This is a genomic window from Rosistilla oblonga (assembly GCF_007751715.1).
In the GTDB taxonomy this organism is placed as follows: Bacteria; Planctomycetota; Planctomycetia; order Pirellulales; family Pirellulaceae; genus Rosistilla; species Rosistilla oblonga.
In genome coordinates this window covers 5,259,761-5,272,953 of sequence record NZ_CP036292.1, presented here as the reverse complement: position 1 = coordinate 5,272,953, position 13,193 = coordinate 5,259,761, and the positions used below count along the sequence as shown (strand labels likewise).

General features: G+C 59.9%; 8 protein-coding genes. 4 read left to right on the top strand and 4 right to left on the bottom strand.

What is annotated here, in order from left to right:
- Positions 1 to 36: 36 nt before the first annotated feature.
- Positions 37 to 2,724 (top strand): PVC-type heme-binding CxxCH protein, encoded by a 2,688-nt coding sequence (locus CA51_RS18655; protein WP_145122717.1) that lies wholly within the window; start codon positions 37 to 39, stop codon positions 2,722 to 2,724.
- Positions 2,725 to 2,837: 113 nt separating this feature from the next.
- On the opposite strand, the gene CA51_RS18650 is transcribed toward CA51_RS18655, so the two are convergent.
- From CA51_RS18650 to CA51_RS18635, 4 genes are all read right to left on the bottom strand, one after another.
- Positions 2,838 to 3,824: an NAD(P)-dependent alcohol dehydrogenase gene (locus CA51_RS18650; protein WP_145122716.1), complete on the bottom strand. Its 987-nt coding sequence runs from the start codon at positions 3,822 to 3,824 to the stop codon at positions 2,838 to 2,840.
- A 500-nt stretch (positions 3,825 to 4,324) separates the two neighbouring features.
- On the bottom strand, positions 4,325 to 5,053 hold the full coding sequence (locus tag CA51_RS18645) for a class I SAM-dependent methyltransferase (protein ID WP_231745774.1): 729 nt from the start codon (positions 5,051 to 5,053) through the stop codon (positions 4,325 to 4,327).
- 20 nt (positions 5,054 to 5,073) lie between these two features.
- Positions 5,074 to 5,802, bottom strand: a complete 729-nt coding sequence (locus tag CA51_RS18640) for a hypothetical protein (protein WP_145122715.1) — start codon at positions 5,800 to 5,802, stop codon at positions 5,074 to 5,076.
- Positions 5,799 to 6,506 (bottom strand): PTS sugar transporter subunit IIA, encoded by a 708-nt coding sequence (locus tag CA51_RS18635; protein WP_145122714.1) that lies wholly within the window; start codon positions 6,504 to 6,506, stop codon positions 5,799 to 5,801. Before CA51_RS18635 ends, CA51_RS18640 begins: the two co-directional genes overlap by 4 nt.
- Before the next feature lie 245 nt (positions 6,507 to 6,751).
- On the opposite strand from CA51_RS18635, the gene CA51_RS18630 reads away from it, so the two are divergent.
- The 3 genes from CA51_RS18630 (at position 6,752) to CA51_RS18620 (ending at position 13,180) form a co-directional block, all read left to right on the top strand.
- Positions 6,752 to 8,272: a glutamate ligase domain-containing protein gene (locus tag CA51_RS18630; protein ID WP_145122713.1), complete on the top strand. Its 1,521-nt coding sequence runs from the start codon at positions 6,752 to 6,754 to the stop codon at positions 8,270 to 8,272.
- Between the two features lie 533 nt (positions 8,273 to 8,805).
- The gene (uvrA, locus tag CA51_RS18625; RefSeq protein ID WP_145122712.1) at positions 8,806 to 11,640 is read left to right on the top strand and encodes an excinuclease ABC subunit UvrA; all 2,835 of its coding nucleotides are present in this window, start codon (positions 8,806 to 8,808) and stop codon (positions 11,638 to 11,640) included.
- A gap of 160 nt (positions 11,641 to 11,800) precedes the next feature.
- Positions 11,801 to 13,180 (top strand): DUF1501 domain-containing protein, encoded by a 1,380-nt coding sequence (locus CA51_RS18620; protein ID WP_145122711.1) that lies wholly within the window; start codon positions 11,801 to 11,803, stop codon positions 13,178 to 13,180.
- Positions 13,181 to 13,193 lie beyond the last annotated feature (13 nt).

The window sequence follows — 13,193 nt, the reverse complement described above, 5'->3', positions numbered from 1 at the left end:
CACCTGTCTGTACTGTCGATCGAGAGGATCCCCCGCATGAGATTGTCGTTGTTAATAATCGTCTTGGTGTCCGCACTCTCCGCCTCTGCGGCGGAGGTCAAGCTGGAGAAGGGGGATCACATCTGCCTGATCGGTAACGAGTTGGGCGAGCGGATGCAGCACCATAATTATTGGGAATCGCTGCTACACCAAAGCTTTCCCGAGCACGAACTGACCGTTCGCAACCTCTGCTTCCCCGGCGATGAGCCGATGGATCGGATCCGTTCGAAGAACTTTGGCGATCCCGATTCGCATCTGACCCACAGCAAAGCGTCGGTCGTGATGATGTTCTTCGGTTTCAACGAATCGTTTGCCGGTGAAGAGGGACTGGCGGAGTTCACCGACCAGATGACTCAATTAGTGAACGAAACCAAGGCGAAGGACTATAGCGGCAACGGGGCGCCAAAGATCATCCTCGTTTCGCCGATCGCGTTCGAGAAGACCGGCGACAAGAACCTTCCCGACGGCAGCCAGCACAATCCGCGCTTGGAGATGTACACGGCGGCGCTTGCCGATGTTGCGAAGCAGACCGAGGTGGGATTTGTCGATCTGTTTCACCCGTCGCAAAAGCTGTTCGAATCGCACGACGAAAGGCTCACGCTCAACGGTTCGCATCTGAACGAAAAGGGCTACCAAGCGTTGGCTCCCGCGTTTGTCAGCGCGATGGGAGGCAGCGATGCCGCCGAGATCAAGCCCGAACTGAAGGCGGAAGTCGACGACAAGAACTTTCATTGGTGGCACCGCTATCGCGCCGTCAACGGCTTTTCGATCTACGGCGACCGCGGTTTGGCGGGCCAAGACGGCACGCGAACCTACAACAATCGCGACGTTATGGAACGCGAGCGGGCGATTCTGGATCAGATGACCGCCAACCGAGATGCTCGGATCTGGGCGATCGCTCAGGGCCGCAGCGTGCCTGCGGAAGTCGACGACAGCAACACGCTGCCGTTTATCAACGTGACGACCAATGTTGGTGGCGCCGACGATGTAAACAAGAAGCGGGGCAAGTTGGGATCGTTGGATTACCACACCGCCGCCGAACAGCAGAAGATGTTCGAATTGGCTGATGGGCTGCAGATCGAACTGTTCGCGTCCGAAGAACAGTTCCCCGAACTTGCTAATCCCGTCTCATTGCAGTTCGACAACAAGGGGCGATTGTGGGTCTCGACGATGGCTTCGTATCCGCACTGGCAACCCAAGAGCAAACTGGACGACAAGCTGCTGATCTTGGAAGACGTCGATAACGATGGCAAGGCGGACGAGTGCAAGGTCTTTGCCGGCGGCTTGCACCAACCGACCGGGTTCGAGTTGGGCAAGGGAGGCGCTTTCATCGCCCAACAGCCCGACATTCTGTTTGCTCAAGATCTCGATGGCGATGACGCCGCTGACACCGTGATCCGCAAGCTGGCTGGCTTCTGCTCCGCCGACTCGCACCACGGTATCTCCGCATTTGAATGGGGCCCCGGCGGGAACCTCTACTTCGAAGAGGGGACCTTTAAGTACTCGCAGGTCGAGAGTCCCTACGGCCTAAATCGCTTGCACGAAGCGGGCATCTGGCAGTATCACCCCGTGACCGAACGGTTTGGCGTGCACGTCAGCGTTGCCTTCTCGAACCCTTGGGGACACGTCTTCGATCGCTGGGGCCAGAACTTCATCGGCGATGCATCCCCCGGCTTCAGCTACTGGGCTGCACCGATTTCGGGCAAGATCCAATATCCGATGAAACACCCCGGCGGATCGCAGCATCGCCGCGTGGCGAATCTGGAAACCAGTGGCGGAACCGCCGGTGGCGATCCCAAGTTCGCGCTGCCGACGCTGTATCCAAAGCGAACGCGTCCGTTGGGCGGATGCGCGATGATCTCCAGCCGTCACTTCCCCGATGAATGGCAAGGGAACTTTCTGGTTACCAACTGCATCGGCGACCGGGCGGTTTTGAATCACAAGATCACCGAAGACGGTTCGGGCTTCGTTGGCGTGGAAGTCGAAAAAATCGTCGAAGGTAAAGACGGCAACTTCCGCCCCGTCGACTTGCAGATCGCCCCCGATGGCTCGCTTTACGTCGTCGATTGGCACAACGCGTTGATTGGACACCTGCAGCACAATCTGCGCGATCCGAGCCGCGATCACAGCCATGGCCGCATCTGGCGTATCACGCACAAGACGCGTCCGTTGGTCGAGCCTGCGAAGATCGCGGGTCAGCCGATTCCGGCGCTGTTGGATCTGCTGAAGCTGCCCGAAGATCGAACTCGCTACCGCGTGCGACGCGAGCTGGCCGAGCGCGATCCCGCGGAAGTTGTTGCGGCGGTGAACCAATGGACCGAAAACTTGGATCCATCGGATGCCGATTATGAGCACCATCTGACCGAAGCGTTGTGGGTTTGCCAAACGCATCACGCGATCCAGACCGAACTGTTGGACCAAGTCTTGAACGCCAAGGATCACCGGGCGCGAGCCGCGGCGACACGCGTCGTTTCGTTCTGGGCCGACGATCTGGACAGCCCGATCGAATTGTTGACCCCACGGATCAACGACGAACATCCACGCGTCCGCTTGGAAGCGGTCCGAGCGCTCAGCTTCCTCAGCGGCGATGAAGCTGCCGAACTGGCGTTGGAAGTACTGAACCACGACGTCGACGATGCGTTGCAGTACACGTTGGAAGAAACGCTGCGTCAGTTGGAACAATAACCGACGCAGTGGGAAAGGCGGCTGGAGTCGAGGCTTCAGCCGACTTGCTTTCGTTTAATAACGCGATCGGCTGGAGTTAAGGCTTCAGCCGATTTTTCGTTGAATCGGGGGACTCAATCGGCTAAAGACTCGACTCCAACATCAAACGTCAGCATGACGTTGCCGCACTTTTCGCCGGTCAGGACGTAACCGAAGGCGTCGCGGATTTCTTCCAGCGGATATTGGCGGTCGATCAGTGGGGCAAACTTTCCCTCGGTCAGCAATGCGCCCATCTGCTGCATGCTGGCAGCGATGTTGGTTGGCAATGGGAAGCGAACGACTTTGCCTCTCAGGCACGGAGTCACCAGAGCGAGCAGCGGGTTCTGGCAGCCCCAGCCGAGTTCCGAAGAGATGTAGACGCCGCGGGGCAGCAGTAGGTGTCGGCAGCGACCGAAGCTACTCTTGCCAACCGCATCGAGGACCGCGTGAAATCGGGTGCTGGTTTGACGGAAGTCTTCGCGCTCATAATCGATGATCTCGTCGGGATTGAGCGTCTCGACTCGCGGGATATTGGCGGTGCCGCAGACCGCGGTGACGATCACGCCTTTGTTCTTTAGCAGCTGGACGACCGCCGATCCGATCGCGCCGGAGGCTCCGTTGACCAGCACGCGGTCCCCTTGGTGCACCTGCAAGCGTTTGACGAAGTTGGCTGCGTAGTGAGCCGCTTCGAGACTCGCCGCCGCATCGACGAACGAAACTCCCGCTGGCATCTTCGCGACGTTCTCGCGTCGGCCGGCGACCAGATACTCCGCGTGCGAACTAAGTCCTTCGTCGTGAAAACCCCAGACGCGGTCGCCGATCTCAAATTCATCGACCTCCGCTCCGACGGCAACGACTTCGCCGGCAAAGTCGGTCCCGGTTGTCGCTCGCTTTGGATGGATCCATCCGGTCATCGGTCGCATGATAAACGGCTTTGCCATCAAGACGGCGCAATCGGTGCGATTAACCGTTGTCGCGTGGACGCGAACCAGCACTTGATCGGGCCCGCACTCGGGGCGATCGATCGCACAAATCTCCAAGACCTCCGGCGGTCCATAACGGTGGCGTACTGCCGCTCTCATCGGTTCTGGCATGGTTCTCGATCGACGTTATGGTCTCAAAATTGCGACTCAATTGACGGCCGCATTATGGCGATGGAGCCTCCATACTTCCACCGGCCTGTGTCGGCCTCCGGCCTTTTGGTGATGACGCTGCATTCGGCCCGGAGGCGTACGCTTCCGGCAGGTTGTATGCCGGCCTCCGACCTGAAAAAAAACGTAGGTAGGCGTGAGGGGAATCTTGATCCCAATGCCGTCCTGAGCCCAGCCGATTCAGTCACGCAGTGCGGTCGATGTCAGACGCTGGTGGGCTGCCAAGACGCAAATCGCCCCAGGCCGAAGGCCGACACACGAATTGCCGGCGGTGTAAACCGCCGGGGCCAGTAAGGCGCACTGGAACCCAGGCCGAAGGCCGACACACGAACTGCCGGCGGTGTAAGCCGCCGGGGCCAGTAAGGCACCCTGGAACCCAGGCCGGAGGTCGACACATGGATGAATTGCTGTGTCAGCCGCGTTTCCATCCGCTACCGCGTGCAGCGATAGACAAACGCAGGAGGCAGGTTGCGCCAGACCGTGGGGCTGTATTCGACTGTCGAGAAATAATCGCCCAGGCGGCGTTTGAAGCGTTGGCCGGCGGGCAACAGCAGACCTTGCCAGTAGGCGAACGTAGCGAATTGGCCACCCGGTCGCAGCACCTGCATCATCGCGTCGATGCATTCCCGCTGCAGCGTATCGGGGAACGAAGCCCAAGGCAGTCCGCAGACGATCGCATCGACTTGTTCGATGCCGCGAGCTTGGCACAGCGCGACGACGTTGGCCACGCTCTCTTCGACAACGTCCACGTCGGGCAACTTCTGCTGGACGATCGCGACCAATTCGGGATCGCGTTCGATCGCGAAGAACTTGGCGTCGGGATGCAGTTTCTGGACGACATGTTTCGTGAAGACGCCGGTTCCCGGTCCGTATTCGACGACGCCGCGAGCCGATTCCCAATCGAACCAGCCGACCATGGTTTGGGCGAGTTGTTCGGAACTGGGGGCGATCGCGCCAACCGCTCCCGGCTGACGCAGGAACGATTTTACGAATTGCAGCGAATTGTTTCCCAACAGATCGGTCCGTTGCTTGAAGAATGGAGGTGAGTCGTCGAGCGGCCGCGCTTCGCAGCTGCTGCCGAAATGATAACTCCCCATCGCCTCCTCGGCGACCGCACTGGACTCCCCACTCTCGTTGTCCGTGACTACCGAAGCCGTCACCCTTCGCGACCTCAATGTGTTTACGCCGTTGCGGTGCGGCGATTCAAGCTATCGAGGATGCTGTCGAGATCCAATGGCTTGCTGTGCAGCGATTCAAAGCCGGCCGCTTGTAGCGCATGCCACGTCTCGACGCGCGGGCTGCTGACCAGCCAGTGATGTCGAGCGGTTCCAGCGTGAGCGGCAACGGCGGCGGCTTGAGCTTGCCAGTCGTCGAGCGTCGCGATCACCGAATCGTCCCACAACAGATCGCTGTACGGACCTGCGACCGCTAATTGCTGCGGTGCGACGGCGACGCAGGGGATGTTGGCGTGACGCAGCGAATCGACAACTCCCGACCCAATCCAACGGCTGCGGCTGACGATCCCGATGCAACCCGATGTTGCCGGTGCTGATGTAGATGCTTGGGGATTCAGGCCGCTCCACGCGACCAATTGGAAACTCCAGCGGTGCCAGTAGATGCGTTGGCAATGGGGCCAGGGAGTTCCGGTCCGTTGCTCCCCTTCGCACAAACTGCCCAGAAGCGTGGCGTAGCTGGCCAGCGGGTATTGTTGTTGCAGGGCGTTAAACGCCGCGGCGGGAGGCGGTTGTCGGTCGGGTCGCGCGATCACGATCCGCGGTGTCGATCGCGCAACAGGTTGTTCTACCGCAGCATCGATCGAATCGCGATGTTGACATTGGCCCGACTGGCTGGCCCAGGTCCACGCATCTCGGAATTCGGGATGTTGGTTGTCGCCGATCCACAGCATCATACTTCGTCGATCCGTTCTTCGACGTCGAGGATCGCTTGCCGCGCCGAAGCAGCATCGGGAGCTTCTCGCAATTGCCCGAGGAAGATCTCGTCGGTGATCATCCGACTGATCCGAGACAGGATTCGCAGGTGGACGCGATCGTCGTAGGAGGCCAGCAGGAAGAAGACGTCGGTCAGTTGGCCGGTATCGGAGAAGGGAAGCGGTTGCGACGTGCGGCCCAAGGCGACGACGGAATCGGCTAGGATCGAGGTTTGCGGACGCCGCGGGTGCAACAACGCGACGCCGCAGTCGAGCGCCGTCGGATGCAACTCTTCACGCGCTTTGACAGCCTCGGCCATCGCGGCGGGATCCCAAAGCATTCCGCCGCGGGCTGCAAGGGCGGACATCGAACGGATTACCGAGCCTTTGGTGCGAGCCTGCAAGGGAACTTCGATCACATCCAGCGAACAGAAGCTCGCGATCGTGATCTCCTCATCGATACTGTCGGCCCGCGATAACACCGCGTCGACCTTGTCCAATTGTTCCAGATCGCTGGCCCCGATCTGTTGTTCGAGCCAATGATGGACCTCGGCTTCGGAGAAGATCCAGCCTCCGCTCACACGTCGTCCCGGTAGACGGCCTCGTTGTGCCATCTTGTTAACTTGATCGGGCGTCAGGTGCAGGTAAGCGGCCAGTCCAGCTACATCAAAATTTTCTTCAGACATCTGCTAGCATTTCGCTGTAAGTCGTTACGCGGTCGAGGGATTGGGGTTGCATTGTCGTGTGATCGACAATTATTGTCCAGTGAACCGTCTCGATTCGGGTTGACGAACCGGTGCGGATGTAAAGAATCAATTCGACCCAGGACTTTGGATCGGGACATCGGAAGCCCCGCAAACGACGGATCGTTTGACTTCCGGTAACGCGATCTTCACAAAACGTCCAACTTATCTAGGCAAGGAGGCCGACGATGGATGTGGCGAAGCGAATCGGTTCCCAAGATGTCAGTTTGCGTCAGCTGTTCCCCGCAGCACGCATGATCTCGACCCCAGACATTACCGTGCGACGGTGTTCGGCCGACGCATCGGACTGCTCTCCCGGCGACGTGTTTGTCGTCGGTATCGACGATATCCCCGCCGACGAAGCTGCGGCTGAAGCGGTTGCCGGCGGTGCGATCGGAATCATCACCGAACAATTGTTGCCCGTGTCGGTCCCGCAGTGCATCGTCGCCGACGCACGGGAGGCTTACGCTCATTTAGTTTCCGAACTAGCCGGCAAACCCTCCCAGCAAATGCTCTCGATCGGCGTCGCCGGAATCGATGGCAAGACCAGCACGACGTTGATGGTCGCCGCGGCGCTGCGGAAGTCGGGGCTGCGAGTTGCTTACAACTGCGACTTGGGACGCAGCGACGGGATCGTTCAAGACGTTCCCCGCCGCCCCCTGTCCGACGCCCAAGATCTGACTGACTGGTACGCCGACGCGTCCGATTCGGGATGCCAAGTTGCCGTTGTCGAATTGTCCGAAGCGATGCTTCGCAGCCATGCGGCCGATGGCACTTCGTTCGACATCATGATCTTGTCGGGCGATTCGGATCATGCCTACCTGAAGAGTGCTCAAGGCGGTTCGCTGTTCAACGAAGCGATCAGCCACGTCCGCTCCAAGGGATTGGTGATCCTTAATGAAAGCAACGCCGTCGCAGCTCAGGCGGCTGAATCTTCCGACCTTTCGATCCTGACCTACGGCACGTCGCAAGAAGCCGATGTGGTCGGACGGATCATGGAACGACACGCTGGCGAAACGACTTTTTTGATCACCGCCGGAGATACCACCGCTGCGGTTCGATCGCGGATGACGGGCGATTGGATGTTCCATCATCAATTGGCTGCCGCCGCAACGGCACTGGTGATGGATTTCCCGCTGGAGACCGTTGCCGCCGGACTGTCGGCGATGGAAAAAATTCCTGGCCGGATGCAACGCGTTGCTTCGTACACCGGTCCGCAAATCGTGTTGGACGATGCCGATTGTCCCGAACGCGTGATGGCGACGATCAACACACTTCGCAAAGAGCTGCCGCGTCGCGGAAAGATCTGGTGCATCGCCGCTTGCGATCATCGTCGGACCGCAACCCATGCGGCCAACTTGGGGTACATCACCGAGCGATGCAGCGATCATTTGGTGCTGACCTCCGGCGTGTCGGGCACCGACGAATTTCTGTCGCTCGTGCACGAGATGCTCGACGGCGTCGTCGACCCCGCGAAGCCTCAGTTGATCGCCAATCGTGAAGCTGCCATTCAGTGGACGATCAACAAGGCGACACCAAACGATCTGGTCGTGATCCTTGGCGGATGGTGTCCCGATTCGCCGCGAACGATCCGAGCTGCGATCGATGCCGACACGAAACTGGCTGAGCAGGCGTTGGAACGCGTCGAAGCGAGCGACGATTCGGAGCCAGTCATCCTGCCGCACCCCGCCCTCTTGGCATCGATGTAAATCGGCAGTCTTTTATTTGGTCCGCGTTGCACTGACTCGCGGACGGCCCTCCCCGAAAAACATCGCTAAACGCTCGTTTTTCGACCCTCCCGGCGTTGCCAGGCGGGTGAAGTTGGGCATTCTTCACCCTCCACCAAACGCAGTTTGGAATGGAGGGTCGAACGAGCGCAGCTACGTTCGGGGAGGCTTTGCGTGAGGTAGGTTTTACGAGTTTGACTCACGGATGGCCCTCTCCGCAAAACTCGCTCGACGCTTGTTTTCCGACCTTCCCGGCGCTGCCGGGCGGGTGAAGTTGGAATCATTGGCTCCGTTGACGCGGGTGGCTTTGGGGCGTGTGTCGACGTGCGCGGGCGTAAGTCGGTTTCCACGCATGCATCGTGTTTTGCTCGGTAACCGCGGCTAGAAACCAACGATTCAGCGATGGAATTGCACGACCCCCGCGATTTTCATCCTGCTCGTTGAACGCTACAGTGGAAGGTTCATCTCTCTCTAATTGACAAGCCTCTTCGAATCTTGAACCACTGGACGCGGAATTGAATCAACGGAGTATTCGGCTGCGCGGAGTCCGCGTTCACAACTTGCGCGATGTCGACGTCGACGTGCCTCATCATCAGCTGGTCGTGTTTTGTGGCGTCAGCGGCAGCGGCAAGACCAGCTTGGCCCTCGATACGCTTTATGCCGAGGGGCAGCGCCGTTACATCGAGAGCTTCTCGGCGTATACGCGTCAGTTCCTGCAGCGGTTGGATCGACCCGATTGCGAATCGATCGAAGGCATTCCTCCCGCGATCGCCGTCACTCGCGGTGGGGCTTCGCGTTCCAACCGCAGCACGATCGGAACGGCTACTGAAACTGCCGACTACCTGCGGTTGCTGTTCGCTAAGGTAGCCGATCTGACGTGTCTGAACTGTGGCCAACCGGTTCGCAGCGACGATCCGCAATCGGCGGCGAACCAGTTGGCAGCGACCGAGCCGGCGGCCCGTGCGATGCTCGGTTTTCCATTGCTGTTGGAGTCGAAGCTGCATGCTGTCGATGAGCTCTCCTATCTGCAGCAGCAGGGCTTCCTGCGACTGATCGTCGGCGATCGGACGTTCAATCTAGGCGATGAATCGCGCGGCGAACTGGCCGAAGCGATCGGCGATGGAGCCGAAGCGATCGTGATCGTCGATCGCTTGAAAACGGCGGACGCCGCCGGGCGTTTGACCGAATCGATGGAGACGGCGTTTGCCGAAGGGGCGGGCCAAGCGGTGGCGCTGATCGAATCCGCTGAGGGCGAGACAGTTGTCGACGGCAAGTCGTGGCGGGCGATGAAGTGGAGTCGCCAGCGGAAGTGCGAAACGTGCCAGATCATCTATCCCGATCCCGAGCCGCGGTTGTTCAATTTCAATAACCCTTTGGGAGCGTGTCCGGCGTGCGAAGGGTTCGGCGATATCGTCGATGTCGATATGGATTTGGTCGTTCCCGATCGGTCCAAGACGCTCCGCGAAGGGGCGATCCAACCGTGGAACACGCCTTCGTATCAGCATGAGTTGGAAGAGTTGTTGGCGTTGGCCGATGATTACGATCTGCCAGTGGACGTTCCCTTTTCGCGGCTGACCAAAAAACAGCGGCGGCTGATCGACGAAGGAGTTCCCGAACGGGAGTTCGGTGGGCTGAACGGCTTCTTCGCCTGGTTGGAACGCAAAAAGTACAAGATGCATATCCGCGTCTTCTTGAGCCGCTGGCGAAGCTATCGCCGGTGCACGACTTGCAACGGTCAGCGGCTCAAGGATGAAGTGCTCGCCTATCGCGTCGGCGGCAAGAATATCGCCGAGGTCTGCGCGATGGAAGTCGATGCGATCGCGCAGTTCTTCGCCGACGTGAAGCTTGCCGATCGGGAGGCGGAGATCGCGGACGATGTCTTGCACCAGGTCCGCAATCGGCTGGGCTATCTGCAATCGGTCGGGCTGGGCTATCTGCAGCTGGATCGCACGCTGCGAACGCTCTCCGGCGGCGAAGCCCAACGCGTCGCGTTGACCAGCGCACTCGGATCCAGCTTGGTCAACATGCTGTATGTTCTGGATGAACCGACAGCGGGCCTGCATCCGGCCGACGTTCCCAGCCTAATCGAATCGATCCTACGGCTGCGCGATCGAGGCAACACGGTGGCGGTCGTCGAACATAATGAAGCGGTCTTTACGGCGGCGGATCGGTTGATCGAAGTCGGCCCAGGGGCGGGAGCTTCCGGTGGCGAGATCGTCTTCGAGGGGACCGCCGACGAGATGGTCGAGACGCAGGGAAGCCTGACGGGCGATTATATGTCGGGACGCCGAGGGATGTTGTCGCTGCAACGCGATCGGCTGCAGCCGCGCGGGTGGCTGAAACTGACGGGGGCCAGCGGAAACAATCTGCAATCGATCGACGTCGATTTCCCGCTGGGCGTGCTGTGCGTGGTGACGGGCGTGTCGGGGAGCGGCAAGAGTAGTCTGGTTCACGATACGTTGTACGGAGCGATCTGCCGACGCAAGAAGAAGTCGGGCGCAACCAGTCTGCCTTACACGGATCTTGTGGGCGATGGGCAGCTGGAAGACGTGTTGTTAGTCGATCAATCGCCGATCAGCCGCAGCCCACGCAGCAATCCGGTGACGTACGTCAAAGCGTTCGATTCGATTCGCAAAGTGTTCGCCGATACGTTGGAGGCGCGGACTCGCAATTTTGGCGCCGGCCACTTCAGTTTTAATTCCGCCGCCGGCCGCTGCGAGGCGTGCGAAGGGGACGGGATGCTGCAGATCGACATGCAGTTCCTGGCCGACATCTATATGCAGTGTCCCGAGTGCAAAGGGACGCGTTATCGCGACGAGATCTTGAAGATTCGCTACCGCGATCGAAACATCGCCGACGTGTTGAAGATGACGGTTCGCCAAGCGGTCTCGTTCTTCCGCGGCTACGACAAGGTGCAGGAGAAGTTGAAGCGGTTGACCGATGTGGGGCTCGATTATCTGCAGTTGGGCCAGCCGGCCAATACGCTCAGCAGCGGCGAGGCGCAGCGGCTGAAACTGGCGGCCTTCTTGAGTACTGCTCAGCGCCGCCGGACGCTGTTCCTGATGGACGAACCGACCACGGGGCTGCATGTGGCTGACATCGTCAAGCTGTTGGGCTGCTTCGACGCGCTGCTTGCCGACGGGCATTCGTTGATCGTCGTCGAACACAATCTGCGATTGATCAAGGCGTCGGACTATATCATCGATATGGGCCCCGGAGCGGCGGGCAATGGCGGTCGCGTGGTCGCGGCGGGCGAACCCGAGGTGGTCAAAGAGGTTGCGGAATCGGCGACCGGCCAGATTTTGAAGCGAGCGATCGAAGCGGATCTCGCCGCGAATGAGCAAGTGTGAGGCAATTAACTTTGCGGGCTCTGGCGGATCGGCTAACATAAATGCATCGAGATATTAGGGCTGATTTGCCAGTCCAGCGAGGCTGTGCGCGACCGTATGCCTTAGGCTAGTTTTTGCAGCAGCCGACCGCAGGCAGCGAGCTTACGAGGAATCATCGACGATGTTAGACCTGATCGGACGGGGCAAAGCCCAGACTTGCAACGGAACAACACGGCGAGATTTTCTGCAGGTCGGCACCCTCGGGATGTTGGGCTTGGGCTTGCCCAGCTATGTCGCGGCTCGCGAGGCGGGAAAAGTCGACCCCGCCAAAGATGATCACAGTTGCATCATGATCTTCAACCTCGGAGCGCCCAGCCAATTGGACACCTTCGATATGAAGCCCGATGCGCCGGCGGAGGTTCGCGGTCCGTTTAAGCCGATCTCGACGGCGAGCGGCGAGTTTCAGATCTCCGAGATCCTTCCGCAGCACGCCAAGATCGCCGACAAGTTTTCGCTGGTGCGTTCCTGTTTCCACCGCGGCGCAGCGGTGCACGATGCCGGTTGGCAGATGATGCAGACCGGGCGATTGTTCACCGGCGGGGTGAACTACCCGCACGCCGGCGCCGTCGTCGATTATCTACGCGGCCGTCGCAGCGATCTGCCGGCTCACGTCGTGCTGCCCGAAACGATGGGCCGCGGCGGTGGGAATCTGCCCAACGGCCAAGCGGGCGGCTTTCTCGGCAAACGCTACGATCCGTTTGCGTTGATGGCCGATCCGTCTCAGCCGAACTTCCAGGTTCCCGACCTGTTGCCTCCCGATTCGATCGGCCAAGCTCGGATCGATCGCCGTCGCAAGATGCGCGAGATCGTCGAACAGACGATGACGAATTTCGAATCGAGCGAGACGGCTCAGCTGTTGGACGGCAGCTTTGAATCGGCGTACCGGATGATGACCAGTCCCGAAGCTCGCAACGCATTCGATCTGGCGAAAGAGCCGATGAAGGTTCGCGAGCGGTACGGCATGAATCGCTTTGGCCAGTGCTGTCTGCTGGCGCGGCGATTGATCGAAGGGGGCGTGCGGTTTGTCACGATCAACACCTTCCTGACCGTCTTCAACGAGATCACTTGGGATACCCACGGCAGCAAGCCGTTCACGAGCATCGAAGGGATGCGCGACATCGTCGCCCCGATGTACGATCAAGGTTATTCGGCGTTGATCGAAGATCTGGCCGACCGCGGGATGATCGATTCGACCCTTGTCGCGTGCCTTGCCGAATTTGGACGGACACCGAAAGTGAATCCGGCCGGCGGCCGCGATCACTGGCCGCAGTGCTTCACTACCTATTTCGCCGGCGGCGGCGTGCAAGGGGGCCGCGCGATCGGGGCCAGCGATCCCAATGGGGCGGTGCCGGCGGAGCGTCCCGCGGGGGCTGACGAAGTGGTGGCGACGATCTTCCACAGCCTGGGGTTGGACTTGGATACCGAACTGCCCGGTCCGGCGGGACGGCCTTTCCCGCTGGTGAATTTTGGGGCCCGAGAAATTCACGAACTGTTTTCATGATCTCCCGTCCTTC

Bases quoted from the DNA above. Each gene is read 5' to 3' on its own strand.
- CA51_RS18655 (WP_145122717.1), top strand. From the start codon at position 37: ATGAGATTGTCGTTGTTAATAATCGTCTTGGTGTCCGCACTCTCCGCC.
- CA51_RS18650 (WP_145122716.1), bottom strand. From the start codon at position 3,824: ATGAGAGCGGCAGTACGCCACCGTTATGGACCGCCGGAGGTCTTGGAG.
- CA51_RS18640 (WP_145122715.1), bottom strand. From the start codon at position 5,802: ATGATGCTGTGGATCGGCGACAACCAACATCCCGAATTCCGAGATGCG.
- CA51_RS18635 (WP_145122714.1), bottom strand. From the start codon at position 6,506: ATGTCTGAAGAAAATTTTGATGTAGCTGGACTGGCCGCTTACCTGCAC.
- CA51_RS18630 (WP_145122713.1), top strand. From the start codon at position 6,752: ATGGATGTGGCGAAGCGAATCGGTTCCCAAGATGTCAGTTTGCGTCAG.
- CA51_RS18620 (WP_145122711.1), top strand. From the start codon at position 11,801: ATGTTAGACCTGATCGGACGGGGCAAAGCCCAGACTTGCAACGGAACA.